Below are 21,844 nucleotides of genomic sequence, written 5' to 3'. Positions count from 1 at the left end.
CGGGCACGAATCCCCGACTCGCGGGTTTAGGGGGTGCCGGGGCCGCGGCGGAGTGGGGGGAGGAGGACGGTGAAGGTGGGTGGGGCGGGTTTGGCCAGGCGTAGGCGGCCGCCTTCCGCCTCGGCGAGTCTGCGGGCCAGGGCTAGGCCGATGCCGTTGCCGGCGGCGTCCGGCTGACGGCGGGTGAAGAGCCGCTCGGAGGGCTGGGTGATGCCGGGTCCCTGGTCGGCGACGTCGATGCCCAGAACCCCGGCCACGTTGCGCAGCGTGACGGTGACGCGGCCCGCGCCGTGGGTCACCGCGTTGTCCACCAGCACGGCCAGGATCTGCCGCACGGCCGCCTCTGAGGCGCCGGAACCCGGCAGCCCGGCGGCGTGCCGGATGTCCAGCTCGCGGCCCTGGGTGTTGAGCTGGGGACGCCAGGTGCCGGAAATCTCCTCGAGCAGGTCCTTGATGGCGAGCGGCTGCCTGGGCTGGGTGGAGTCGCGGGCCAGGGACAGCAGGTCCTCCACCGTCTTGCGCAGCCGCTCGGCGCTGGCGATCGCGGCGCCGATCGCCTCCTTCGGGTCCTGCTCGGGGTCCTCCAGCGCGACCTCGAGGCCCAGCTGGAGCACGGTCAGCGGGGTGCGCAGCTGGTGCGAGGCGTCGGCGGAGAACGCCCGCTCCCGGGCGACCAGGTCGCTGAGCTGGGCGGCGGTCCCGTTCAGCGCGGTGGCCACCGAGTCGATCTCGCCGATGCCGGTGTCCCGGAACCGCACGTTGAAGTCCCCGGCGCCCAGTTCGTGCGCGGTCACCGCCAGGTCCTCCAGGGGCCGGTTCAGCCGGGCGGCCAGCCGGCGGGCGATCAGCCACACGGCGAGCACGTCCACCACGGCGAGACCCAGCATCACCATCCAAGCCACGGCGATCCGCCCGTACACCTCGCGGCTGGGCGTGCTGGCGCGCACCACGCCGAGCGTCGCGGACTCGGTGCGGATCGGCACCGCCACGACCAGCTCACCGCCCGCGTCGAAGGACCGGATCCGGCCACCCAGGGCCGCGCCGGCGACCGATGGGTCGCCTTCCGGCGGGCCGTCGCCGACCAGGCGCCGCCCGGCGGCGTCGTAGACCGCCAACCTGGTCCCCGACTCCTCGCCGGTGATCAGGTGGGGTGGCAGGCCGTGGTCCAGCCGGACAGCGGCGGCGACCGCCGCGATCTCGGCCACCCGCTCCAGCTCGCCGTGCTCGTCGTCGATCGAGTACTTCACCACGATCGCCGCCAGGGGCACGCCGAACAACGCGATCGCCAAGACCGCGGCCAGGGTGGACAACCCGACGATACGTGTGCGCACCTGAGAGATTGTTACCCCGTTGCACAGCGCGATCGTCGCCGGTCCAGCCACTCGAGCCAGGAATGCAGCCCGTCGCCCGTGGTGGCGGACGTCCGCACCACCTCCACGGCCGGGTTGGCCCGCCGCGCGGCGGCCGTGCATTCCTCGGGATCGAAGTCCACGTACGGCAGCAGGTCGACCTTGTTGATCAGCAGCAGCTGGGCCGCGCGGAACATGTGCGGGTACTTCAGCGGTTTGTCCGCGCCCTCGGTGACCGAGGCGATCACTACCCGGGCCGACTCGCCGAGGTCGAACAGCGCGGGGCAGACCAGGTTCCCGACGTTCTCGATGAACACCAGCGACCCGTCCGGCGGGCGCAGCGTGTCCAGGCCCCGGCGCACCATCTGTGCGTCCAGGTGGCACCCGGCGCCGGTGTTCACCTGCACCACCCGGCAGCCGGTCGCGCGGATCCGGGCCGCGTCCAGCGCGGTCTCCTGGTCGCCCTCCAGCACGGCGACGGGCACCCGCCCGGCCAGCTCGCGCACGGTCCGTTCCAGCAGCGTGGTCTTGCCGGCGCCGGGGGAGCTCATCAGGTTGACCGCGAAGATCCCCCGGTCGGCCAGCCAGGCGCGGTTGGCCGCGGCCAGCTCGTCGTTCTTGGCCAGGAGGTCGACCTCCAGGGACACGGTTCGCGAATGGGTGTGTTCGTGGCCGTGCCCGTGGTCGAAGTCGATGATCCGGGCGGCGGTGCCGTCGCCGCAGCCGCAGGTCCCGCACATGTTCAGACCACCTCCACCTGACGGACGCACAGCTCGGTGCCGCGCAGCGGATGGACGTCCGCGCTGCCGCATGCGCACAGCGCGAGCACCTGGTCGGTGTCGAACTCCGCCGCGCAGCTCCGGCAGTGCACCCGCCCGGCCGGTTCGTCGATCTCCAGCCGGGCACCCTCCAGCGGGGTGCCGGCGACGACCAGGTCGAAGCAGAACCGGACCGCGTCCGGCACCACCCCGGACAGCCGGCCGATCTCCACCCACAGCACCCGGATCCGGGTGTCCGGCAGCCGCTCGGTGACCGCGGCCACGATGCTCTCGGTGATCGCCAGCTCGTGCATCGGGCGCTCAGCAGATCCGGGGCAACGGGTCGCCGACCAGCAGGTCCACGATCCGGGTGCCGCCGAACGCGGTGCGCAGCAGCACCAGCCCGGGCGGGTCGTCGCGCACCGTGCCGATCACCGCCGCGCCCTCGCCCAGCGGGTGGCCGCGCAGCGCGGCCAGCGCGGCGTCCGCCCGCTCGGGCGCGACCACCGCGACCAGCCGGCCCTCGCAGGCCACGTACAGCGGGTCGATGCCCAGCAGCTCGGCCGCCCCGGTGACCACCGGCCGCACCGGGACGGAACGCTCGTCCAGCACCACCGCCACACCGGCCGCCGTGGCCACCTCGTTGCAGATGGTCGCCACCCCGCCCCGGGTGGCGTCGCGCAGCATGCGCACCCCGTCACCGGCGGCGTCCAGCAGGCCGGCGGTGATCTCGTGCAGCGGGGCGGTGTCCGAGCGCAGTTCGTCCGCGATGAGATCCAGCTCGCCCCGGGCCAGCATCACCGTGATGCCGTGGTCGCCGATCGGCCCGGACACCAGCACGGTGTCGCCCGGGCGCACCGCGGCCGCCGACAGCGCGAACGGCCGGTCCAGCCGCCCGACCCCGGCCGTGGTGATGTAGCAGCCGTCCGCCTTGCCGCGCTCCACCACCTTGGTGTCGCCGGTGACGATCCGCACCCCGGCCGCGCGCGCCGCCCCGGCCATGGAGGCCACGATGCGCTGCAGGTCGGCGACCGGGAAGCCCTCCTCCAGGATGAAGCCGCAGGACAGGTGCAGCGGCCGGGCGCCACACATGGCCAGGTCGTTGACGGTGCCGTTCACCGCGAGGTCCCCGATGTCGCCGCCGGGGAAGAACAGCGGGGACACCACGAAGGAGTCCGTGGTGAACGCCAGCCGCTCCGCGCCGACCGCCACCGAGGCGCCGTCCTCCAACGGCTCCAGCAGCGGGTTGCGGAACGCCTCCAGGAAGACCGCCTCGATCAACGTGTGGGTGGCTTTGCCGCCGGCGCCGTGCGAGAGGGTGATCCGCTCCTCCCGGATGCGGGCCTTGCGGGCCCGCGCCCGGGCGATGCGCTCCAGCACCTGCTCCTCGCGGGTCAGGTGCTCCGCCCCGGAGTGCGCCCGCACCGCCTCCTCGGCCCAGTTCGCGGTGCTCACAGGCGGGTCGCCTCCTTCACCCGGTCCCGGGTGAACCGGCCGAAGTTGTAGTAGGCCGCGCAGGCGCCCTCGGACGAGACCATGCAGGTGCCGATCGGGGTCTCCGGGGTGCACGCGGTGCCGAACACCTTGCACTCCCACGGTTTGAGCACGCCCTTGAGCACCTCGCCGCACTGGCAGGCCTTGGGGTCGGCCACCCGCACCCCGGGCACGTCGAAGATCCGCTCCGCATCGAAGGCGCTGTAGGCGGCTCTGACCCGCAACGCCGAGTGGGAGATGAAACCGAGGCCGCGCCACTCGAAGTGCGGGCGCAGCTCCATCACCTCGCCGATCACCTGGAGCGCCTTCAGGTTGCCGTCCCAGGGCACCACCCGGGCGTACTGGTTCTCCACCTCGCACCGGCCCTCGTGCAGCTGCACCAGCAGCCGGTGCACCGAGGCCAGGATGTCCAGCGGCTCGAACCCGGCGCAGACGAGAGGCTTGCCGTGGTCGCGGGCGATGAACTCGTAGGGCCGGCAGCCGATCACCGTGGACACGTGGCCCGGTCCGAGGAACCCGTCCAGCCGCAGGTCGGGGGAGTCCAGGATCGCCTTGATCGCCGGGATGATCGTGACGTGGTTGCAGAAGATGGAGAAGTTGTCCAGCCCCTCGGCGGCCGCGCGGAGCACGGTCATCGCGGTGGACGGGGCGGTGGTCTCGAAGCCGATGGCCATGAAGACCACCCGCTTGTCCGGGTTCTTCCGGGCGATCTTGAGCGCGTCCAGCGGCGAGTACACCATCCGGATGTCCGCGCCGGCCGCCTTGGAGTCGAAGAACGAGCCGCGCCCGCCGGGTACCCGCATCATGTCGCCGAACGACGTCATGATCACGTCGTCCCGCTCGGCGATGGCGATGGCGTCGTCCACCCGGCCCATCGGGATCACGCACACCGGGCATCCCGGGCCGTGCACCAGGGAGACCGTCTCCGGCAGGTAGTCCTCGAGGCCGTGCTTGTAGATGGTGTGCGTGTGCCCGCCGCACACCTCCATGAACTTGTAGTGCCGCCCCGGCTCGCACAGCGCGGCGATGCGGGTGGCCAGCGCCCGGGCGGCGCCGGCGTCGCGGAACTCGTCGACGAACCTCATCGGATTGCCCCCTTTACGTGATGTCGCTGGAAGCGAGCGCGGTGAGCTCGTCGGTGTAGGCGTCGCCGACCCCGGTCAGCCACTCCAGGGACGCCTTCGCCTCCGCTTCGTCGATCTTGGAGAGGGCGAACCCGACGTGGATCAGCACCCAGTCACCGGGATGCAGCTCGACCTCCTCGCGGATCAGGCCGATGTTCACCGCCCGCCGCACGCCCTCCACGCTGACCATCGCCAGGTCCTCGTGCTCGGCCAGCAGGGCCACGATCTCACCGGGAATTCCGAGGCACATGTGATCAACTCCGTTCCGCCACGATCCGCACCGTCACCGCCACCTCCGGGTGCACCCGCAGGCCGAGCAGCTTCGGCGGGTCCAGCTGGAAGTCCCGTACGTCGAGGGTGAAAGCCCCGTTGACCTCGAGAAACCGCCGGTCGCCCGAGACCAGCGTGGCCCGGGCGGTCACCGGCCGGGTGACGTGCCGCAGGGTCAGCTCCCCGTGCACGTCGTACGCGCCGTCCGTCGGGCCGGTCACCTCGCGCACCCACGCGGCCACCCTGGGGTAGCGGCGGGCGTCCAGCCGGCCCTGGATCTCCCGGTCGAGCAGCGGGTTTCCCGAGTGCAGCGCGGCGGTGGCCAGCTCGATACGCGCGCCGGTGGGCGCGGTGGGATCGAGCACCCCGTCGGCCAGCTCGACGTCGATCTCGCCGGCCAGCTCGCTGGCCTCCGCGCGGATCGGGTGCAGGCTGGAGCTGGCCTGCGCGGCCAGTTCGCAGCGCCCCGGCACGATCTTGTAGCGGGTCATCGGACCGGGGCTCCGGTCAGCTCGCGCAGCAGGTCCAGCAGCACCGGCAGGGCGCGCTCCACCGCCGCCGCCACCGGCTCGGACAGCTCCAGTCCCTCGTCCAGGCTCGAGGGTTCGCAGGCCAGCACCAGCGCGCGTTCGATCGGCCGGTCCAGTCCGTTGCCCTCGGCCAGCTGGTCCAGCATGGCCAGCACCGATGCCGGGTCCATCCCGTGCGCGTTGAAACCCAGCGCCCCGGGGTCGGCGGGTTGGTCCAGGTCGTGTTCGAGCAGGTAGAGCGAGCCCGGCCCTCCGCCGCGCTGTGCGGTGTCCAGCAGCACCAGGACCCGGTAGCCGTCCAGCAGCTGGTAGGCCAGGTGCATCCCCCGGATGCCGATGTCCCGCACCTCCACCCCGGGCGGCAGTTCGGTGCCGGCCAGCCGGTTGGCCAGGGCCACGCCGAAACCGTCGTCGGAGAGGAACACGTTTCCGATGCCCGCCACCAGCACCCGGTCCCTCATGACACCCGCACCGGTTCCAGCTCGTCGGGGCGGAAGTAGCGGTACCGGCCGTGCGCCAGCTGCAACTCGGCGGCCGGGTCGTCGTCCAGCGACACGGCAACGTGCACCTCGCCGTCCACGTCGTGCAGCACCGCCTGCACGGTGGCGCGCAGGCCGACCAGGAACGTGTCCTGCGCGTCCCCGCCGCCGCGCGGGCGCAGCCGCACCGCGACGCCCTTGCGCACCTGGACCGAGCCGACCAGCACCGAGTCGGTCTCCGGGGACACCGACTCGTCGACGCCCGGGTCCCACCAGGGCACCTCGGGTTGCTCCCAGGGCGGCACCTCGGTCGGGTCGGTCCGGGAAGGACCGAGCGAACGGACGGCGCCGTGCAGCCGCTCCCAGATCTCCGGCGGCATGCCGTCCACCGCGTCGATCACGGCGGCCGCCTTCGGGTCGGTGGCCCGGGCCTCGGCCTTCTCCTCGTCGGTGAGGACCAGGGTGCGGAGGCTGAGGATCTCGTCGATCTCGGTCCCGTCGAACAGGTCGGTCGGGCTCTCCGGGGCCAGCCGGGGGTGGTCGGCCAGGATGATCGGGCTGGACAGCAGGAGGTCGGAGCGGTCCTCCGGACCGCCGAGCACCGGCCAGGTGTGCTCGTTGGTCAGCTCGGCGGTGGCCGGCTTTGCCCATTCCGGCGGGTCGGTGGGGGAAAGGAACGAACCGGCATCCAGCGACAGCAGCGAGTGCGCGGCGATCAGTGAGGTGCGCAGCGCCTCCTCGCGGCGGGCCTCCGGCGGGCACTGCGAGTCGTTGAGCACGTCCAGGCGCAGGCGCAGCGCCCCGTACGGGCCGGGCAGCTCGGTCGCGGAGAGCACCAGCCGGCCGGCCAGCGGCCAGCAGCGGCGGTGCACCGACCCGCCCGCCACCGGTTCCACCTCCAGGTCCGCCGACAGGGCGAACGACACGGCCCGGGGTCCGGCGAGTAGCTCGCCGACCGCGACCACCGCGTCCACCGTCGCCGGCTGCCCTTCTTCCCACGCGAACACCCGCGTGCCGTCCACCACCAGGTGGTCGATCGGGCGGCCGTCGGCGTCGTAGACCGAACGCGCGCGCAGCCGCAGGAAACGCAGCCGCACGTGCAGCGCGGTCGCCGGCCCGGCCTCCAGCAGGCACTCGGTGCGGTTCGCCGCCGCCTCGCCGGACTCCTCGGCGTACCCGGGCGGGACCAGCACGCCGAACTGCCAGCGCAGCCGGTTCTTCTGCGCCGACGCCCGGTACGGGTAGAGCAGGTAACCCTCGAACAGGACCGCGTCCGCCACCCGGGCCAGCTCATCCAGGGCGGTCATGGCCGGGCGTCCTTGAGCAGCCGGTGCAGCACGTCGTCCCAGCTCGGAATCGCGTGCGCGGACCGGTAGGCGAGCAGGGCGTCCAGCGTCTCCCGGCGCAGCCGCAGCCAGGCGGTGCCGGGGAAGTGCGCGTCCATCGCGGCCCGCCAGATGGCCACCGGCAGCCGGAACGTGGCCTCCTCCGACCAGGACACCAGCCCCACCTGCACGCCCTCCGGCCCGGCGTAGAACACCGTGCCGGAGAACAACAGCAACAACGGCACGTCACCGTCGTCCAGGCCGTGCAGGTAGCGGGTGGCCGCCACGTCGATGTCGTAGCTGAGCGGTACGGACACCTCGGTGGTGGTCTGCCCGGCGAACCCGGTGACCATCGTGGACACCGTGCACAGTTGGAGCGGGTGCAGCGTCTCGCCCCACCGGGGCAGCTCCCCGAACAGGTCGACCAGCTGCTCCGCCTCGGCCGGGGTATAGCGGCGGCGACGGGGTTCGATGCGGATCTGGGTGCGCAGGGCCAGGCTGTGCACCCGTTGCCCCGGGTCCACCGTGATGCGCAGGTCGAGCAGCATGCCGGGGCCGGCCGAGCGGAGGTCGGGGCGGGCGTCCAGGCAGGCGAACCGGGGCATCAGGACACCGTTCGTGCGCGGGAACGCGCCTCGTCGAAGAACGCGTCGATGGCGGCCCACGCCTCGGCGCCGCCGTCGAACCCCTTCCAGTGCAGCCGGACCAGGCCGACCAGCCGGTAGCAGGCGTCGATCGGTACCAGCAGGCACTCCGGCCGCACCCCGTCACCCCGGCGCACCAGCAGCGCCTCCACGTCCGGGGTGAGCTCGGCGGCCAGCGGGCCGGCGCCGACCCCGTCCGCCCAGGCCTCCAGCGGCAGCTCGCTCTCCGTGGCCCCGGCCGGGCTCGGGTAGCAGGCGATCAGGGCTTCCCGGGCGGAGTTGCGCAGGAAGAAGGCCATGCCCACCGGGATGCGCAGGGCGTCCCACTGCGCGTCGGACAGCTCGAACTCCGGGTCCACCAGGTACCGGTCCGGCACCCGTCGGTAGCGCAGCTTCGGCCCCGGCTCGCTGAACAGCAGCGCGCACGCCTGACACGCGCACAACAGCCGCCGCTCGTGGACCTCCACCAGGTGCGGGTGCTCGCCGCCCACCGGGGTGGCGCACAGCTCGCAGCGCTCCTGGGGCGCCACCCGAGGCTCCCGCAACAGCCTGCGCAGTGAGCGGGTCACGGCGGGGTCCCGACCGAGGGCCGCATGCCGATGGTGAGCAGGGCCGGCGCGGTGTCGAACACGACGCCCTCGGTGTCCGGGGCCAGTTCGGTGACCGCCGCCTCCACCACGTCCCGCACGGTGTCCGCGCCGCAGCCGGCCGGGATGCGCACCCGGACCATGCCGTCGCCGTCCACCCCGGTCAGCTCGATGCCGGTGCCGTGGTTGCCCAGCCGGCGGCGCGCGTTCTCCAGCGCGTGCCGCAGCCGGGTGGACAGCTCGACCGGGTGCAGGTCGTGCAGCGCCAGCAGCCCGCCGACCACCGGGTCGGCCGCGACCCGGTGCACCAGGTCGGGGCCGGCCCCGGCCTCCATGGTCTCCACCATCCGCGCCAGGCCGGACCCGTAGAACCGCATCAGGTCGCGGACCAGGTCCTCCACGGCGGCCCTCGCCGGTTCACCCGCGCGGGCCGCCACCTCCACCAGCACCGCGTCGATCCGGGCGGCCAGACCGGCGGGATCCGGTGCCGTCATCAGAACTGGTTGAGCATCGCGGGGGAGTGCATCACGTGCAGCGGTTTGCCGTCGCCCTTGTACATGTGCACGCCGCAGGGCAGGCACGGGTCGAAGCTGCGCACCGCGCGCATGATGTCGATCCCCTTGAAGTTCTCCTGGCTGTTCTCCTCGAAGATCGGCGTGTTCTGCACCGCGTCCTCATAGGGACCGGGTGTGCCGTACACGTCCCGCACGCTGCCGTTCCAGGGCGTCGGCGGGTACGGGTGGTAGTTGGCGATCTTGCCGCCCCGGATGACCATGTGGTGGGAAAGCACCCCGCGAACCGCCTCGGTGAAACCGCAGCTGATCGCCTCGTCGGGCACGGTGAACTTCTCCCAGGTCTTGCTGTGCCCGGCGCGCACCTCGGCCAGCGCCTGCTCCACGAAGTGCAGCGCCAACCCGGCCGAGTAGGCCTGGAAGTAGGTCCTGGCCCGGTTGCGCTCGATGGCGTTGGACCATTGCGGGATCTTCCACTCGAAGCTGACCTCGGGCTTGGTCGCGGTGCGCGGCAGGTCGATCCGCACGCTGTGCCCGGTGGCCCGCACGTACGGGGTGTTCACCAGCCCGGCCAGCGCGGTCGTCCACAACCGGGCCAGCGGGCCGCCGCCGGTGTCCAGCGGCAGGTAGTCGGTGCCGTCGAACCAGCGCGGCGACATCGTCCAGGAGTACTTGTCCTCGAAGTCCCGCTTCTGCGGCGCCGGGATGGTGTGCTGGTTCCACGGGTGCCGGCGGTCCACCTGGTTGCCCAGCGGGTCGCGGGTCACGAACATCTCCTGGTCTTCCCAGTCCCGGTAGTACGAGCTGCCGAGCAGGATCCGGATGCCCAGGTTGATGTCCACCAGGTCCGTGGTGACCAGCCGGCCGTCCACCACCACGCCGGGGGTGACGAACATCCGCCGGCCCCAGTCGGACATGTTCTGGTAGGTGAAGTCGCAGTGCTCGGGGTCGTTCAGCGAGCCCCAGCAGCCCAGCATGGTGCGCCGGTAGCCGACCCGCTCGTAGCCGGGCAGCGCGGTGTAGAAGAAGTCGAACAGGTCGTCGTGCAGCGGCACCACGCGCTTCATGAACTCCACGTAGCGCATCAGCCGGGTGTAGTAGTCGGTGAACAGCTGGTGCGTGGCCACCGTGCCGACCCCGCCCGGGTACAGCGTGGAGGGGTGCACGTGGCGCCCCTCCATCAGGCAGAACATCTCCCGGGTGTACCGGCTGACCTGCAGCGCCTCCCGGTAGAACTCGCCGGAGAACGGGTTCAGGGCGCGCATGATGTCGCCGATGTACTTGTAGCCATGGTCGGCCGCGTGCGGCGCCTCGGTGCGGTTGGCCTGCTCCAGCACGCCGGGGTTGGTCTCCGCGACCATCTTCTCGCAGTAGTCCACCCCGACCAGGTTCTCCTGGAAGATGTTGTGGTCGAACATGTACTCGGCGGCCTCGCCCAGGTTGATGATCCACTCACCCAGGTGCGGCGGGCGGACCCCGTAGGCCATGTTCTGGTTGTAGACCGAGCAGGTGGCGTGGTTGTCCCCGCAGATGCCGCAGATCCGGCTGGTGATGAAGTGCGCGTCGCGCGGGTCCTTGCCCTTCATGAAGATCGAGTAGCCGCGGAAGATGGACGACGTGGAGTGGCACTCCACGACCCGCTTGGCCGCCCAGTCGATCTTCGCGTAGATGCCCAGGCTGCCCACGATCCGGGTGATCGGGTCCCAGGCCATCTCCACCAGCTTGGACTGTTCGGTGGACGGGACGGAGGCTTCGGTGGCGGTCATGGCTGCGATCCCCCTACCAGGACTTCCGGTAACCGGTGGTCAGCTCGGCGCCCTTGGTGCGCCACTTGGGTTCGGAGTCGACGCTCTTCAAGGTGATGTTGCGCAGCCGGCGGATCACGGATCCGTAGGCCCCACTGGCCGCGCCGGAGACCTTGCTGCCCGGCGGCGCGTCCATGAACGGCATGAACTTGTCCGGGAAGCCCGGCATGGTGCAGCCGATGCAGATGCCGCCCACGTTCGGGCAGCCGCCGACGCCGTTGATCCAGCCCCGTTTCGGCACGTTGCACTTGACCACCGGACCCCAGCAGCCCAGCTTCACCAGGCAGGTGGGCTGCCCGTACTCGCTGGCGAACTCGCCCTGCTCGTAGTAACCGCCCCGGTCACAACCCTCGTGCACGGTGGAGCCGAACAGCCACTTGGGCCGCCCGGCTTCGTCCAGCGGGATCATCGGCGCGGCGCCGGTGGCCTGGTAGAGCAGGTAGAGGATGGTCTCGGACAGGTTGTCCGGGTGTACCGGGCAGCCCGGCACGTTCACGATCGGGATGCCGGCCTTGGACTTCCAGCTCCAGCCCAGGTAGTCGGCGACGCCCATGGCGCCGGTGGGGTTGCCCGACATGGCGTGGATGCCGCCGTAGGTGGCGCACGTGCCCACCGCGAGCACCACCAGCGCCTTGGGCGCCAGCCGGTCCAGCCACTCGCTGGTGGTCATCGGCTGGTTGGTGTCCGGGTTGTTCCCGAACCCGCACCAGTACCCCTCCTGCTTGATCTTCTCGTTCGGGATCGACCCCTCCACGACCAGCACGAACGGCTCCAGCTCGCCCCGGTCGGCCTTGAAGAACCACTCGATGAAGGTGTCCGCGCCGACATCCGGCCCGCACTCGAAGTCGATCAGCGGCCAGTGCACGGCGATCTTGGGCAGCCCGGGGAGCGCGCCGAGCGCGATCTCCTCGATGCTGGGTTGGGTGGCCGCCGTGAGGGCCACCGAGTCACCGTCGCAGCTGAGTCCGGCGTTGATCCAGAGGATATGGACGGTGGGCGCTTCCTGCTCGGTCGCGGAGGACATCGCGAGTCGCCTTCCTCGGCGTACACCGGGCTGGCGAGGGCACGCCGATATGCCTCGTGGTGGGAGATCTACCGTTGTAACCGGGTCCGGAGGCGCGGGTAAGTGACGCCGACCACTAGAGGTACGACGCACCTAGCTCTTGGCGAGGACGGCGGCGAGATCGTCGGGCACCGGCAGGGATTGGGTGAGCTCCACCCGGGCGCGTCCGGTGTTGCCCTCCGGGTAGCGGCCGAGTGCCGAGCCGGGACGGCCTCGCGGACCCGCACGGGCATGCGTTGGAAGATCATGAGCAGCCCTCCGATGCGCAGCAGGCCTCGCCTCGCCAGGCCTCGCGCCCCTCCTTGACCGCGACGGCCGCGATGACCAGCGCGGCGGCCGGGTCGGCCCACCACCAGCCGAACAGGCTGTTCAGGCCGAGCCCGACCAGCAACACCCCGGAGAGGTAGGTGCACAGCAGGGTCTGTTTGGAGTCGGCGACCGCGCTGGTCGAGCCCAGCTCCCGGCCGGCGCGGCGCTGCGCGGCCGACAGCACCGGCATGACCAGCAGCGACAGCGCGGCCAGCACCAGGCCGACGGTGGAGTGCTCGGCGCGTTCGGCGCCCAGCAGCGCACGCACCGACTCCACGGTGACGTAACCGGCGAGCGCGAAGAAGGACACCGCGATGACCCGGAGCGCCGTCCGCTCCCGCCGTTCCGGGTCGGCGCCGGCGAACTGCCAGGCCACGGCGGCCGCCGAGGACACCTCGATCACCGAGTCCAACCCGAACCCGATCAACGCGGTCGAGGAGGCGAGTGTGCCGGCGCTGATCGCCACGACCGCCTCGATCACGTTGTAGGTGATCGTGGCCGCGACCAGCCACCGGATACGAATCGCCAGCTGGGTCCGGCGGGCGGCCGAGACCGGGGCGGCCATCAGCAGTACCCGGCTTCGTCGGCGGACGGGCAACAGGCCGGGTCGACGGTCAGCACGACGCCGAGCAGGTCGCCGAGCGCGTGAGCCAGCCGGGCATCGGCCAGCTCGTACCGCAGCCGCCGACCCTCGGGCACCGCCACCACCAGCCCACACCCACGCAGGCACGACAGGTGGTTGGACAGGTTCTGCCGGGAGGTGCCCAGCAGCTCCGCCAACTCGGCCGGATAACCCGGGGCCTCGCGCAGCGCCAGCAGCAGCCGGGACCGGATCGGGTCGGAGAGTGCGTGCCCGAACCGAGCCAGCACCTCCCCGTGCGTCAATGTCTCCACAACGCCAAACAGTACAGCGACAGCTGAATAAAGCAACTACTGAACCGTCTGGGCTTCGGTCAGAGCAGGCTCCAGCCTTCGATGACGTACTTGTGCGCGAGGAACTCGCCGAACGCCACCATGATCGCCGGATGGGCGGCGCGCAGGGTCAGCGGCACGACGGCGGGCAGGCGGCGCGGCTCGATGCGCAGCCCGTTGATGAACACGGTGGACCGGTGGAAGTCGCCGATCAGCCCGCTCAGCGCGTCCAGGCCGTCCGAACCGCCGGAACCGTGGCCGTCGCCGGGGGGTTCGCGCAGGTAGATCCGGGTGGCGTCGATCAGCTCGCGCGGCGCGTGGAAGGGTGGCTCGCCGGGCAGGAGGGTCTCGATGCCCATCAGGTTCAGCGCCGCGATGGTGACGGCCAGCCGGGTGTTGGCGACCAGCCGGTAGAGGGCGGCCGGCGCTTCGGCGGCCGAGCCCTCGATCGCGTCGTGGATCACCGTGGACGCGGCGCGACGGGTCTCGGTGGCCACCCGCTCCAGCTCCACCGCGCGGAAGGCGCGATGGCAGCGCTCCTCCTCGGAGAGCCGGGCGGTGTAGATCTTCAGAACCGCCCGCTCGCGGGTGCACTCATCGACCTGACCGGTGTCGGGCCGTCCAGGTGTCCAGCTGGTCCAGTCTAGATACCGCATCTCCGTACACCCGGGCCGATGTTGACAAAAACTGCCCGACTTTACCTCAGGCTCGGTCCAGTGCGGCGGCCACTGTGACCTGTCCGAGGCTGATCCCGGCGTCGTTCGGCGGCACCCGGGAGTGCGTCAGGACCCTCAGCCCGTACCCGTCGAGCCGGTCCCGCAGGCCGTGCAGCAGGGTCACGTTCTGGAACACCCCGCCGGACAGCGCCACCGTGTCCAGTCCGGTCCGGGCGCAGGCGCCGGCCGCCGCCTCGGCCAGTCCGGCGGCGAGGCCGCGGTGGAAGCGGGCGGCGATGGTGCCGGCCGGCCGTCCGGCGCGCAGGTCGCGCACCGCGCCCCGGACCAGGTCGGCGCCGTACAGCACGGCGTCGGTCATCCGCATCGGGTAGCCGTCGCGTACCTCGGGGTCGACCGCCTGCTCCAGCTCCACCGCGGCCTGGCCCTCGTAGTTCACCTCGTCCCGCACCCCGGCCAGCGCGGCCACCGCGTCGAACAGCCGGCCGACGCTGGAGGTCAGCGGGACCGGTAGGTCCGACCCGAGCAGCCGTTCCACCTGCGTCCAACGGGCACCCTGGCGGCGCACCACGGCCAGGTCGGCCAGCTCGCCGTCCGGGTGGGCCGCGCGCAGCCAGGCCGCCGCCATCCGCCAGGGCTGACGGATCGCGGTCGCCCCGCCGGGCAGCGGCACCGTCTCCAGGTGGGCCAGCCGGCGGAAGCCGGTGATCGAGACCTCCATCAGCTCGCCGCCCCAGAGGGTGCCGTCGGTGCCGTAGCCGAGGCCGTCGCAGGCCAGCCCGATCACCGGCCCGGTGGCCCGGTTGTCCGCCAGGCAGGCGGCCAGGTGCGCGTGGTGGTGCTGCACGCCGACCAGCCGGACGCCGGGCAGCTCCAGGGCGTACTTGGTGGACAGGTACTCCGGGTGCAGGTCGTGCGCGACCACCTCGGGGGTGATGTCGAACAGCGTGCGGTAGTGCGCGATGCCCTCGGTGAACGAGCGCAGGGTCTCCGCGTTCTCCAGGTCGCCGATGTGGTGGGAGAGGAACGCCCGGCCGCCCTCGGCCAGGCAGAACGTGCTCTTCAGCTCGGCCCCGCAGCCCAGGACGGGCCGGCGCGCCGGGGTGGCCAGCGGCAGCGGTTCCGGGGCGTAACCCCGCGAGCGGCGGATCGGCAGCACCCGCCCGCCGGTGACCCGCAGCACCGAGTCGTCCGCGCGCGTGTGGATCGGCCGGTCATGGGTGAGCAGCCCGTCGGCGATGCCGCCCAGCCGTTCGGCGGCCTCGCCGTCCCGGTAGGCGATCGGCTCGTCGGAGACGTTGCCACTGGTCAGCACCAGCGGCTCGGCCAGGTCGGCGGCCAGCAGGTGATGCAGCGGGGTGTAGGGCAGCAGCACGCCGAGGTAGCGGTTGCCGGGGGCGACCGAGGGCGCCACCGGGGCGTCCGGGCGGCGGGGGAGCAGCACGATCGGCGCCCGCCGGGAGGTCAGCTCGGCGGCGGCCGTCCCGTCCACCTCGACCAGGCGCCGCGCCGCCGCGAGATCGGCGGCGAGCAGCGCGAACGGCTTGTCCTCCCGGTGCTTGCGGGCGCGCAGCGCGGCCACGGCTCGCTCGTCGCGGGCCAGCGCGGCGAGGTGGTAGCCGCCGATGCCCTTCACCGCCAGCACCGCGCCGGCCCGCAACGCGGCCACGGCGGCGGCCAGCGGGTCGCCGGCCGGCTCGAGGGATGTGCCGGCGGGGTCGGTACACCGAAGGGTCGGGCCGCACGCCGGGCAGCACACCGGTTGGGCGTGGAACCGCCGGTCGGCGGGGTCGTGGTACTCGGTGGCGCACTCCCGGCACATCGGGAAGCCGGCCATCGTGGTGTACCGCCGGTCGTAGGGCACCCCGGTCACGATGGTCAGCCGGGGGCCGCAGTTGGTGCAGTTGACGAACGGGTAGCGGTAGCGCCGGTCGGCCGGGTCGGCCAGCTCGGCGAGGCAATCCGCGCAGGTGGCGGTGTCCGGCGAGATGAGCGCGCCGCGCCGGCCGCCGGCGGCGCTGGCCAGGATGTGGAAACCCGGCTCGGCGGTGGGTGGCAGGTCGTCCACCCGCACCTCGGCGACCACGGCCAGCGCGGGCGCCCGGGTGGGCACCGAGGCGGTGAACCCGGAGAGCGCCGCCGGGTCGCCCTCCACCTCGATCAGCACGCCGGACTCGTCGTTGCGCACGAACCCGGCCAGGCCGAACTCGCGGGCCAGCGCGTACACGAACGGCCGGAAGCCGACGCCCTGCACGATCCCGCCCACCCGGATACGCCGGCGGGCCAGAACCGTGTGGGTCACCGGAGCGCTCGCTGCACGAGCTCCCACAGCACGTGGTACGTGGTGGTCTGGGCCTCCTGGATGCGGTGCACCGAGCTGGACGGCATGACGAACAGGTGGTCGATCTCCCCGCGCGCCGCCACCTCGGCCATCGGGCCGCCGGTGTAGCCGGCCAGCCCGACGGTGAGCATGCCGCGCCGGCGCGCCGCGTCGAACCCACGCAGCACGTTGGCCGACCCGCCGCTGGTGGACAGGCCGAGCGCGATGTCCACCGGGCGGCCGGCGGCGGCCAGTGGCCGGGCGAACACCACCTCGAAGCCCACGTCGTTGGCCAGCGCGGTCAGGGTGGCCACGTCCTCGGCCAGCGCGGTGGCCGGAAGCGGCCGCGCTCCCTCGCCCGGGTCGGTGAACAGGATGGCCAGCCCGGCGGCGTCGGTGCTGGACCCGCCGTTGCCGAAGGTGAACAGCCGCCCGCCCCGGCCGAACCGGTCGGCCATTGCCTCGGCGCACCGGGCCAGCTCGGCCGCCTCCGTCGCGGCGACCTCGGCCCGCAGCCGGCCGATCTCCTCGACCTTCTCCCGGGTGGAACGGGTCACGTCGGCGAGCAGCTCGTCCAGGTCGGCCCGGCCGGCGTGCAGGAACGGGTACAGCGACTCAAGACTCATCGGGTACCACCGCGATCGCCTCGCCCGCGTGGACCAGCACCACGTCCCCGACGCCCGCGTCGACCAGCGCGACCGAGACCTCCTCGGTCCGCCCGGGAGCCGCCTCCACCAGCGCCAACCCGTCCGGCAGCAGCCGGCTGACCCGGACCGGCACCGCCGCGTCCGAGCAGGTGACGCACTCCGGACCCGCACACTCCGGGGTCATCACAACACCCCCGGCTGGTCGAGGAACACATGCACGAGCTCCCACAGCACGTGGTAGGCCGTCACGTGGGCCTCGCGCACGATGCGCGGGTCCGCCGAAGGCACCACCAGCACGTGGTCCAGCCCGTCCAGCCGGGCGATCGCGCCGCCGTCGCCGCCGAGCAGGGCGATGGTGAGCAACCCGGCGTCCCGGCCGAGCGCCAGTCCCTCGGACACCCCGGGGTCCCGGCCGTCCGCGCACAGGCCCAGCGCGATGTCCTGGGGCTCGGCGAACAGCGGCAGCCAGCGGGGCTCGGCGAGCGCCAGCGCGGGCAGCGCGCGCTTGCCGACGATCACCGGATGCGCGAACTCCACCACCACGTGCGCGGCGTCCGCCCGGGCCGCGCCCGCGCCGAAGGCCAGCAGCCGGCCGCCCCGGTGGAACCGGCGCGCCATCGCGTGGCAGGCCAGGGCCAGGTCAGCCGCCGTCTCGGTCAACCCGGCCGTCGGTGCGTCCCGCCGAGCGAACGCCGCCGAGGCGTGCTCGGGTCCGAGTGCGACCGCCATGCCTGCCTCCTCCCTGCCCGTCGGAGGCCACCAGCCGGCCGTAGCGTTCCAGGAACACGTGCAGCGCGGCGTGGGTCTGGTTCAGCCCGTGCACCGAGGCGTCCAGCGCGTGCACGCCGGCGTCGGTGACCCGGTAGATGCGGCGGGCCGGTCCGGTCGAAGAGGTGTGCCACTCGGAGCGCACCAGCCCCTGGCGCTCCAGGGAACGCAGCGCCCGGTAGATCCCGCCGGCGTCACCGTCCACGTCGTGCATCGGGCGCAGCCGGGCCGCCAGCTCGTACCCGTGGTCCGGCGTCTCACACAGCAACAGCAGCAGACAGGGCTGCAGGAAGTTCCTCGGTTCCAGTTCGGCCATCGTGCCCGCGCTTCCTAGGCAGGGCCGTGGCCGTGCCGACCACGGTGGCCCGACCGGACTCGCCCCGGAACGGGCCGGTTTTCGATCGTGGCACGCGGTGACCTCCGTCACAAGGGTCAGCGGTCAGACCCCGGTGGTCGAGCCAGGACGGGCGATCATGAGCACCACGACCACCGCCCAGGTGAGCGCGAAGATACCGGCCATCATCCGCAGCTGGCCGAGCACCGGCGCGACGGCCGAGACGTCCACGGCCTGGCCGTCCAGTGCGCGCATGACGGCGTTCTGGCCGGGCAGCAGCACCAGGGCGAGCAGTCCGGCGGCGACGGCGGTGAGCGCCATCGAGACGACCAGCCAGGCCTGGGTGAGCACGCCCAGCGCGGCGCCGGTGGCGATGCCGAAGACCGGCACGGTGAGGCCGAGCACGGAGTATCCCCGGCTGATCCGGTGCAGCAGGTCCAGCACGCCGCGAGCCCGGTCGCCGCCGTCCAGGGCGGCCTTGGCGTAGCGGGGGAACAGGCTGGTGGCCACCGTGACCGGGCCGATGAAGATGATGGATGTGAGCACGTGCGCGGACAGCAGCAGGATCTTCACGGCGTTAGTCTAGCTATAAGTGAAGCTATAAGCTAGCTTCCGGCGGATGGGGGAGACGGAGGCTCGGCCGCCGACGCTGGTGTTCTCGACGGCGATGCAGATCATCCTGCTCGGTCGGGAGCTGCAGCGTCGGCTGGAGGCCGAGCTGGTCCAGTTCGGCCTGACCATGCGCCACCTGGGAGCGCTGGGGCACCTCTCCCACCGCCCGGACCTCTCGTACAGCGACCTGGCCCGCCGCGCCGGGGTGACCACGCCCAGCATGCTGGCCACGGTGCGCGCGCTGGAGGAGCTGGGCGCGGTCAGCCGGGGGCCGTCGGGCCAGGGTCTGCCGGCGCGGTTGGAGATCACCGAGTCCGGGCGAGAGCTGTTGGACAAGGTGCGCGGGCTGATCGCGGACCTGGACCGGGACCTGCTGGCCTCCTTGCCCGAGCCGGAGCGGGAGGCGCTGAACGCCGCGCTGCGCGCCCTGGTCCCGCCGCCGGGGCGATAGCCCGGACCGCCGAGCCCACCCACCGCGCACTCCCGGCACCGATGCGTTCCCCGGGCGTGATCGCCGATTCTGGCGCTCTGGGGTCGAAAAGCGACGCCAAACCGCCACGAACGACGATCACCCGTCTGGCGGTCACCTTTGGGCGTCCAGGGACGTCGGGCAAGGGAGTGCCCAGTAGGAGGTAGACGCGTTGATGGACGTGTACCAGGCGGTGGCCGGTCGGCGGGCGGTGCGCCGGTTCAGTGATCGGCCGGTGCCGAGGGATGTGTTGGCGCGCGTGCTCGGCGCCGCCGCCCGGTCGCCGTCCGGCGGCAACCTGCAGCCGTGGAACAGCTACCTGGTGACCGGCGCGACCCTGGCCGAGCTGAAGAAGCGGGCCGGTGAGCGGGTGGCCTCGGGCGACCGCGGCGACGAGCGGGAGTTCGAGATGTACCCGCCGGCGTTGAAGTCGCCCTACCGGGAGCGACGGGCGGGCGCGGCCGAGCGGCGCTACGCGGCGATGGGGGTCGCGCGCGGGGACGCCGAGGGCCGCGAGCGGGCCGTGGCGGCGAACTGGGACTGCTTCGGCGCGCCGGCCGCGCTGTTCTGCTACGTGGACCGCGACCTGGGGCGGGCGCAGTGGCTGGACCTCGGCATGTACCTGCAGACGGTGATGTTGTTGCTGCGCGGCGAGGGGCTGCACAGCTGCCCGCAGCTGGCCTGGTCGGTGTACCGGCGCACGGTCACCGAGGTGCTGTCGCCGCCGGCGGGGTTGATGCTGGTCTGCGGCATGTCGATCGGCTACGCGGACGACGCGGGTCCCGTCGTGCGGGTGGACCGCGCCCCGCTGGCGGAGACCGTCACGTTCCTCGACTGACCACCGGGCGGGCCAGCTCGACCATGGCTCGGCCCGCCGCGTGCAGCGGCTCGGGGGAGCGGGCGGCCCGGCTCAGCACGAAGGCGCCCTCCAGCAGCATGATCATCGATTGGCACAGCCAGCGCGCGGTGGCCCGGTCCGGGGCCCAGCGGGCGAACCACTCGGTGCCCTCGGTGACCCAGCCGTCGAACACCTGTGCGGTGGCCACCCGGAGGGTCTCGTTGCTGCTGGCCACCTCCAAGGCCAGGGTGGCGATCGGGCAGGCATCGGCGTAGTCGGCGGCCTCGAGGTTGGCCGCGGCCCGGTCGAACGCGTTGGCCAGCGACTCCAGCGGGTCGGCCACGCTGTTCAGCAGGGCGGCCACCATGTGCCCGTACGCCGCGCCGGCGGTGCGCACGACGTCCTCCGCCAGCTGCTCCTTGCCCCCGGGGAAGAAGTGGTAGATGGAGCCGAACGGGGCGGCGGACTCGCTGGCGATGCGTTTCAGCCCGGTGGCCGCGTAGCCCTCCCGACGGAACAGGGTGGCCGCCGCGTCGCGGATCCTGCTCCGGGTGTCCCGTGTCGGTGTTGCCATGGCTGTTAGCCTACATTAGAACGATCTATCTAGAGCGGAACGCGTTGGCCGAGCGCGCGCCCGGTTCGGCGCGTGCGGGACACGACAGCGGGAAAGGGGTCGCGCATGCCCAAGATCGAGCTGACCGCCGGGCCGGTGGAGTACCAGGACACCGGGGGCGACGGGCCGGTGCTGGTGTTCACCCACGGTGTGCCGATGAGCGCAACGACCCAGTGGCGGAAGGTGGTTCCGCTGCTGGCGGGTTACCGCTGCCTGCTGCCCACGCTGCCCCTCGGCGGCCACCGGGAGCCGATGAGGCCCGGCGCGGACCTGAGCCAGCGCGGCGTCGCCCGGCTGCTCGGCGAGTTCCTGAACCGGCTGGACCTGCGGGACGTCACCCTGGTGCTGAACGACTGGGGCGGTGGCCAGTTCCTGGTGTCCGAGGGACCCGGCAGCGGGGCCGACCGGGTGGCCCGCCTGGCGCTGGTGGCCTGCGAGGCGTTCGACAACTTCCCGCCCGGGCCGGCGAAGGCGCTGGCCGTGGTGGCCAAGGTGCCCGGCGGGGTGTGGCTGCTGATGCAGGCGATGCGGCTGGGTGCGGTGCGCCGGGCCAAGGGCGGCTACGGCGGCATGAGCCTGCGGGGGATCCCGGACGAGGTGCTGGACGACTGGTTCGCGCCCGCCACGGGCAGCCGGGCGATCCGGCGGGACTTCGCCAAGTTCGCCGGCTCCGCCCCGGACCGGGCCACGCTGCTCGCCTGGAGCGAGCGGCTGCGCGAGTTCGACCGCCCGGTGCTGGTGGTGTGGGCGACCGAGGACCGCCTGATGCCCCGCGAGCACGGGCCCCGGCTGGCCGAGCTGTACCCCGGCGGCCGGCTGGTGGAGATCGCCGACTCGGCCACGCTGGTGCCGGAGGACCAGCCGGAACGCCTGGCCGAGGTGCTCACCGGGTTCCTGGCCGAAACCGGCGCCGCTCCGGCCGGCCGGGCCTAGACCCCGGTGCGGGTGCGGCGTTTCTCCAGTGCCGGGCGGATCGCCTCGAAGATCGCGGCCAGCTGGTCGACCTGCTCCTCGGTGAGCCGGTCGAACAGGTGTGTGCGCACGGCCTCCACATGGCCCGGCACGGCGGCCTGGAGGGCGGTGAGGCCGGCGTCGGTGAGCTCGCACACCGCGCCCCGGCGGTCGGTCGGGCATTCCCGCCGCTGCACCCAGCCGGCCGCCTCCAGACGGGCGACCGCGTGGGAGAGCCGGCTGCGCGAGGATAGGCAGGACTCGGCCAGGTCGCACATGCGCCGCGCCCGGCCGGGGGCCTCGGACAGCCGGACCAGGATCTCGTAGTAGGCGTGCGGGATGCCGGCCTCGTTCTGCAACTGCCGGTCCAGCCGATCCATGAGCAGGCGGTTCGCCGCGAGGAGGGCGCGCCATGCGCGCTGCTCGTGCTCGCTCAGCCAACGGGTGGGTCTCATGG

The 21,844-nt window shown here is 72.6% G+C and carries 28 protein-coding genes and 1 pseudogene; 3 read left to right on the top strand and 26 right to left on the bottom strand.

Annotation, left to right across the window (positions count from 1 at the left end):
* Positions 1 to 26 precede the first annotated feature (26 nt).
* The 24 genes and pseudogenes from ABEB12_RS25560 to ABEB12_RS25450 all read right to left on the bottom strand — a co-directional run bounded on the left by ABEB12_RS25560 (position 27) and on the right by ABEB12_RS25450 (position 18,477).
* Entirely contained in the window at positions 27 to 1,331 is a 1,305-nt protein-coding gene (locus ABEB12_RS25560) for an ATP-binding protein (RefSeq protein ID WP_185063148.1), read from the bottom strand.
* An 11-nt stretch (positions 1,332 to 1,342) separates the two neighbouring features.
* Complete coding sequence (hypB, locus tag ABEB12_RS25555) at positions 1,343 to 2,089, bottom strand: hydrogenase nickel incorporation protein HypB (protein ID WP_185062313.1); 747 nt, start codon at positions 2,087 to 2,089, stop codon at positions 1,343 to 1,345.
* 2 nt (positions 2,090 to 2,091) lie between these two features.
* A complete protein-coding gene (locus ABEB12_RS25550; RefSeq protein WP_185062312.1) occupies positions 2,092 to 2,421 on the bottom strand; it encodes a hydrogenase/urease maturation nickel metallochaperone HypA in 330 nt (109 codons plus the stop codon).
* 7 nt (positions 2,422 to 2,428) lie between these two features.
* Entirely contained in the window at positions 2,429 to 3,505 is a 1,077-nt protein-coding gene (gene hypE / locus ABEB12_RS25545) for a hydrogenase expression/formation protein HypE (RefSeq protein WP_221498346.1), read from the bottom strand.
* A gap of 53 nt (positions 3,506 to 3,558) precedes the next feature.
* A complete protein-coding gene (gene hypD / locus ABEB12_RS25540; RefSeq protein ID WP_185062311.1) occupies positions 3,559 to 4,686 on the bottom strand; it encodes a hydrogenase formation protein HypD in 1,128 nt (375 codons plus the stop codon).
* A gap of 13 nt (positions 4,687 to 4,699) precedes the next feature.
* On the bottom strand, positions 4,700 to 4,975 hold the full coding sequence (locus ABEB12_RS25535; protein WP_185062310.1) for a HypC/HybG/HupF family hydrogenase formation chaperone: 276 nt from the start codon (positions 4,973 to 4,975) through the stop codon (positions 4,700 to 4,702).
* Between the two features lie 4 nt (positions 4,976 to 4,979).
* Positions 4,980 to 5,486: a YceI family protein gene (locus ABEB12_RS25530; protein WP_185062309.1), complete on the bottom strand. Its 507-nt coding sequence runs from the start codon at positions 5,484 to 5,486 to the stop codon at positions 4,980 to 4,982.
* Positions 5,483 to 5,986, bottom strand: coding sequence for a hydrogenase maturation protease (locus ABEB12_RS25525; RefSeq protein WP_185062308.1), 504 nt, complete (start codon positions 5,984 to 5,986; stop codon positions 5,483 to 5,485). Before ABEB12_RS25525 ends, ABEB12_RS25530 begins: the two co-directional genes overlap by 4 nt.
* On the bottom strand, positions 5,983 to 7,311 hold the full coding sequence (locus ABEB12_RS25520) for a hypothetical protein (RefSeq protein ID WP_185062307.1): 1,329 nt from the start codon (positions 7,309 to 7,311) through the stop codon (positions 5,983 to 5,985). The genes ABEB12_RS25525 and ABEB12_RS25520 overlap by 4 nt, the downstream gene beginning before the upstream one ends.
* Complete coding sequence (locus ABEB12_RS25515) at positions 7,308 to 7,934, bottom strand: DUF6084 family protein (RefSeq protein WP_185062306.1); 627 nt, start codon at positions 7,932 to 7,934, stop codon at positions 7,308 to 7,310. The genes ABEB12_RS25520 and ABEB12_RS25515 overlap by 4 nt, the downstream gene beginning before the upstream one ends.
* Positions 7,934 to 8,542: a DUF5947 family protein gene (locus ABEB12_RS25510; RefSeq protein WP_185062305.1), complete on the bottom strand. Its 609-nt coding sequence runs from the start codon at positions 8,540 to 8,542 to the stop codon at positions 7,934 to 7,936. The genes ABEB12_RS25515 and ABEB12_RS25510 overlap by 1 nt, the downstream gene beginning before the upstream one ends.
* Positions 8,539 to 9,054 (bottom strand): NifU family protein, encoded by a 516-nt coding sequence (locus tag ABEB12_RS25505; RefSeq protein ID WP_185062304.1) that lies wholly within the window; start codon positions 9,052 to 9,054, stop codon positions 8,539 to 8,541. Before ABEB12_RS25505 ends, ABEB12_RS25510 begins: the two co-directional genes overlap by 4 nt.
* Complete coding sequence (locus ABEB12_RS25500; RefSeq protein WP_185062303.1) at positions 9,054 to 10,838, bottom strand: nickel-dependent hydrogenase large subunit; 1,785 nt, start codon at positions 10,836 to 10,838, stop codon at positions 9,054 to 9,056. Before ABEB12_RS25500 ends, ABEB12_RS25505 begins: the two co-directional genes overlap by 1 nt.
* A 13-nt stretch (positions 10,839 to 10,851) precedes the next feature.
* Entirely contained in the window at positions 10,852 to 11,901 is a 1,050-nt protein-coding gene (locus tag ABEB12_RS25495; RefSeq protein WP_185062302.1) for an NADH-quinone oxidoreductase subunit B family protein, read from the bottom strand.
* Between the two features lie 132 nt (positions 11,902 to 12,033).
* Positions 12,034 to 12,135 (bottom strand): annotated as a pseudogene (locus ABEB12_RS42240) (DUF3703 domain-containing protein); the annotation flags it as partial.
* A 49-nt stretch (positions 12,136 to 12,184) separates the two neighbouring features.
* A complete protein-coding gene (locus ABEB12_RS25490; RefSeq protein ID WP_185062301.1) occupies positions 12,185 to 12,814 on the bottom strand; it encodes a cation transporter in 630 nt (209 codons plus the stop codon).
* Positions 12,814 to 13,143, bottom strand: coding sequence for a metalloregulator ArsR/SmtB family transcription factor (locus ABEB12_RS25485; protein WP_185062300.1), 330 nt, complete (start codon positions 13,141 to 13,143; stop codon positions 12,814 to 12,816). The genes ABEB12_RS25490 and ABEB12_RS25485 overlap by 1 nt, the downstream gene beginning before the upstream one ends.
* 59 nt (positions 13,144 to 13,202) lie before the next feature.
* Positions 13,203 to 13,817, bottom strand: a complete 615-nt coding sequence (locus ABEB12_RS25480) for a hypothetical protein (protein WP_185062299.1) — start codon at positions 13,815 to 13,817, stop codon at positions 13,203 to 13,205.
* A 46-nt stretch (positions 13,818 to 13,863) separates the two neighbouring features.
* On the bottom strand, positions 13,864 to 16,137 hold the full coding sequence (gene hypF, locus ABEB12_RS25475; RefSeq protein ID WP_345703138.1) for a carbamoyltransferase HypF: 2,274 nt from the start codon (positions 16,135 to 16,137) through the stop codon (positions 13,864 to 13,866).
* Entirely contained in the window at positions 16,134 to 16,781 is a 648-nt protein-coding gene (locus tag ABEB12_RS25470) for an SIS domain-containing protein (RefSeq protein WP_185062298.1), read from the bottom strand. Before ABEB12_RS25470 ends, hypF begins: the two co-directional genes overlap by 4 nt.
* On the bottom strand, positions 16,771 to 16,986 hold the full coding sequence (locus tag ABEB12_RS25465) for a HypC/HybG/HupF family hydrogenase formation chaperone (protein WP_185062297.1): 216 nt from the start codon (positions 16,984 to 16,986) through the stop codon (positions 16,771 to 16,773). The genes ABEB12_RS25470 and ABEB12_RS25465 overlap by 11 nt, the downstream gene beginning before the upstream one ends.
* Positions 16,986 to 17,531 (bottom strand): phosphoheptose isomerase, encoded by a 546-nt coding sequence (locus tag ABEB12_RS25460; protein ID WP_185062296.1) that lies wholly within the window; start codon positions 17,529 to 17,531, stop codon positions 16,986 to 16,988. Before ABEB12_RS25460 ends, ABEB12_RS25465 begins: the two co-directional genes overlap by 1 nt.
* Positions 17,443 to 17,886: a helix-turn-helix transcriptional regulator gene (locus ABEB12_RS25455; RefSeq protein ID WP_185062295.1), complete on the bottom strand. Its 444-nt coding sequence runs from the start codon at positions 17,884 to 17,886 to the stop codon at positions 17,443 to 17,445. Before ABEB12_RS25455 ends, ABEB12_RS25460 begins: the two co-directional genes overlap by 89 nt.
* Before the next feature lie 123 nt (positions 17,887 to 18,009).
* On the bottom strand, positions 18,010 to 18,477 hold the full coding sequence (locus ABEB12_RS25450; protein ID WP_185062294.1) for a hypothetical protein: 468 nt from the start codon (positions 18,475 to 18,477) through the stop codon (positions 18,010 to 18,012).
* A gap of 46 nt (positions 18,478 to 18,523) precedes the next feature.
* On the opposite strand from ABEB12_RS25450, the gene ABEB12_RS25445 reads away from it, so the two are divergent.
* Both ABEB12_RS25445 and ABEB12_RS25440 read left to right on the top strand, forming a co-directional pair.
* Positions 18,524 to 18,967: a MarR family transcriptional regulator gene (locus tag ABEB12_RS25445; protein WP_185062293.1), complete on the top strand. Its 444-nt coding sequence runs from the start codon at positions 18,524 to 18,526 to the stop codon at positions 18,965 to 18,967.
* A 193-nt stretch (positions 18,968 to 19,160) separates the two neighbouring features.
* Positions 19,161 to 19,823, top strand: a complete 663-nt coding sequence (locus ABEB12_RS25440; RefSeq protein WP_185062292.1) for a nitroreductase family protein — start codon at positions 19,161 to 19,163, stop codon at positions 19,821 to 19,823.
* Here ABEB12_RS25440 and ABEB12_RS25435 read toward each other — a convergent pair.
* Positions 19,807 to 20,397: an LmrA/YxaF family transcription factor gene (locus ABEB12_RS25435; protein ID WP_185062291.1), complete on the bottom strand. Its 591-nt coding sequence runs from the start codon at positions 20,395 to 20,397 to the stop codon at positions 19,807 to 19,809. The two genes, ABEB12_RS25440 and ABEB12_RS25435, sit on opposite strands and share 17 nt — an antisense overlap.
* 105 nt (positions 20,398 to 20,502) lie before the next feature.
* Here ABEB12_RS25435 and ABEB12_RS25430 point away from each other — a divergent pair, with 105 nt between their 5' ends.
* The gene (locus ABEB12_RS25430; RefSeq protein ID WP_185062290.1) at positions 20,503 to 21,369 is read left to right on the top strand and encodes an alpha/beta fold hydrolase; all 867 of its coding nucleotides are present in this window, start codon (positions 20,503 to 20,505) and stop codon (positions 21,367 to 21,369) included.
* Here ABEB12_RS25430 and ABEB12_RS25425 read toward each other — a convergent pair.
* Positions 21,366 to 21,842: a MarR family transcriptional regulator gene (locus ABEB12_RS25425; RefSeq protein WP_185062289.1), complete on the bottom strand. Its 477-nt coding sequence runs from the start codon at positions 21,840 to 21,842 to the stop codon at positions 21,366 to 21,368. The two genes, ABEB12_RS25430 and ABEB12_RS25425, sit on opposite strands and share 4 nt — an antisense overlap.
* Positions 21,843 to 21,844 lie beyond the last annotated feature (2 nt).

Origin of the sequence: Actinospineispora eucalypti, from assembly GCF_039543365.1 — a bacterium.
GTDB lineage: Bacteria > Actinomycetota > Actinomycetes > Mycobacteriales > Pseudonocardiaceae > Pseudonocardia > Pseudonocardia eucalypti.
The sequence above is the reverse complement of the archived record's forward strand: the minus strand, read 5'-3'. Positions and strand labels throughout refer to the sequence as shown.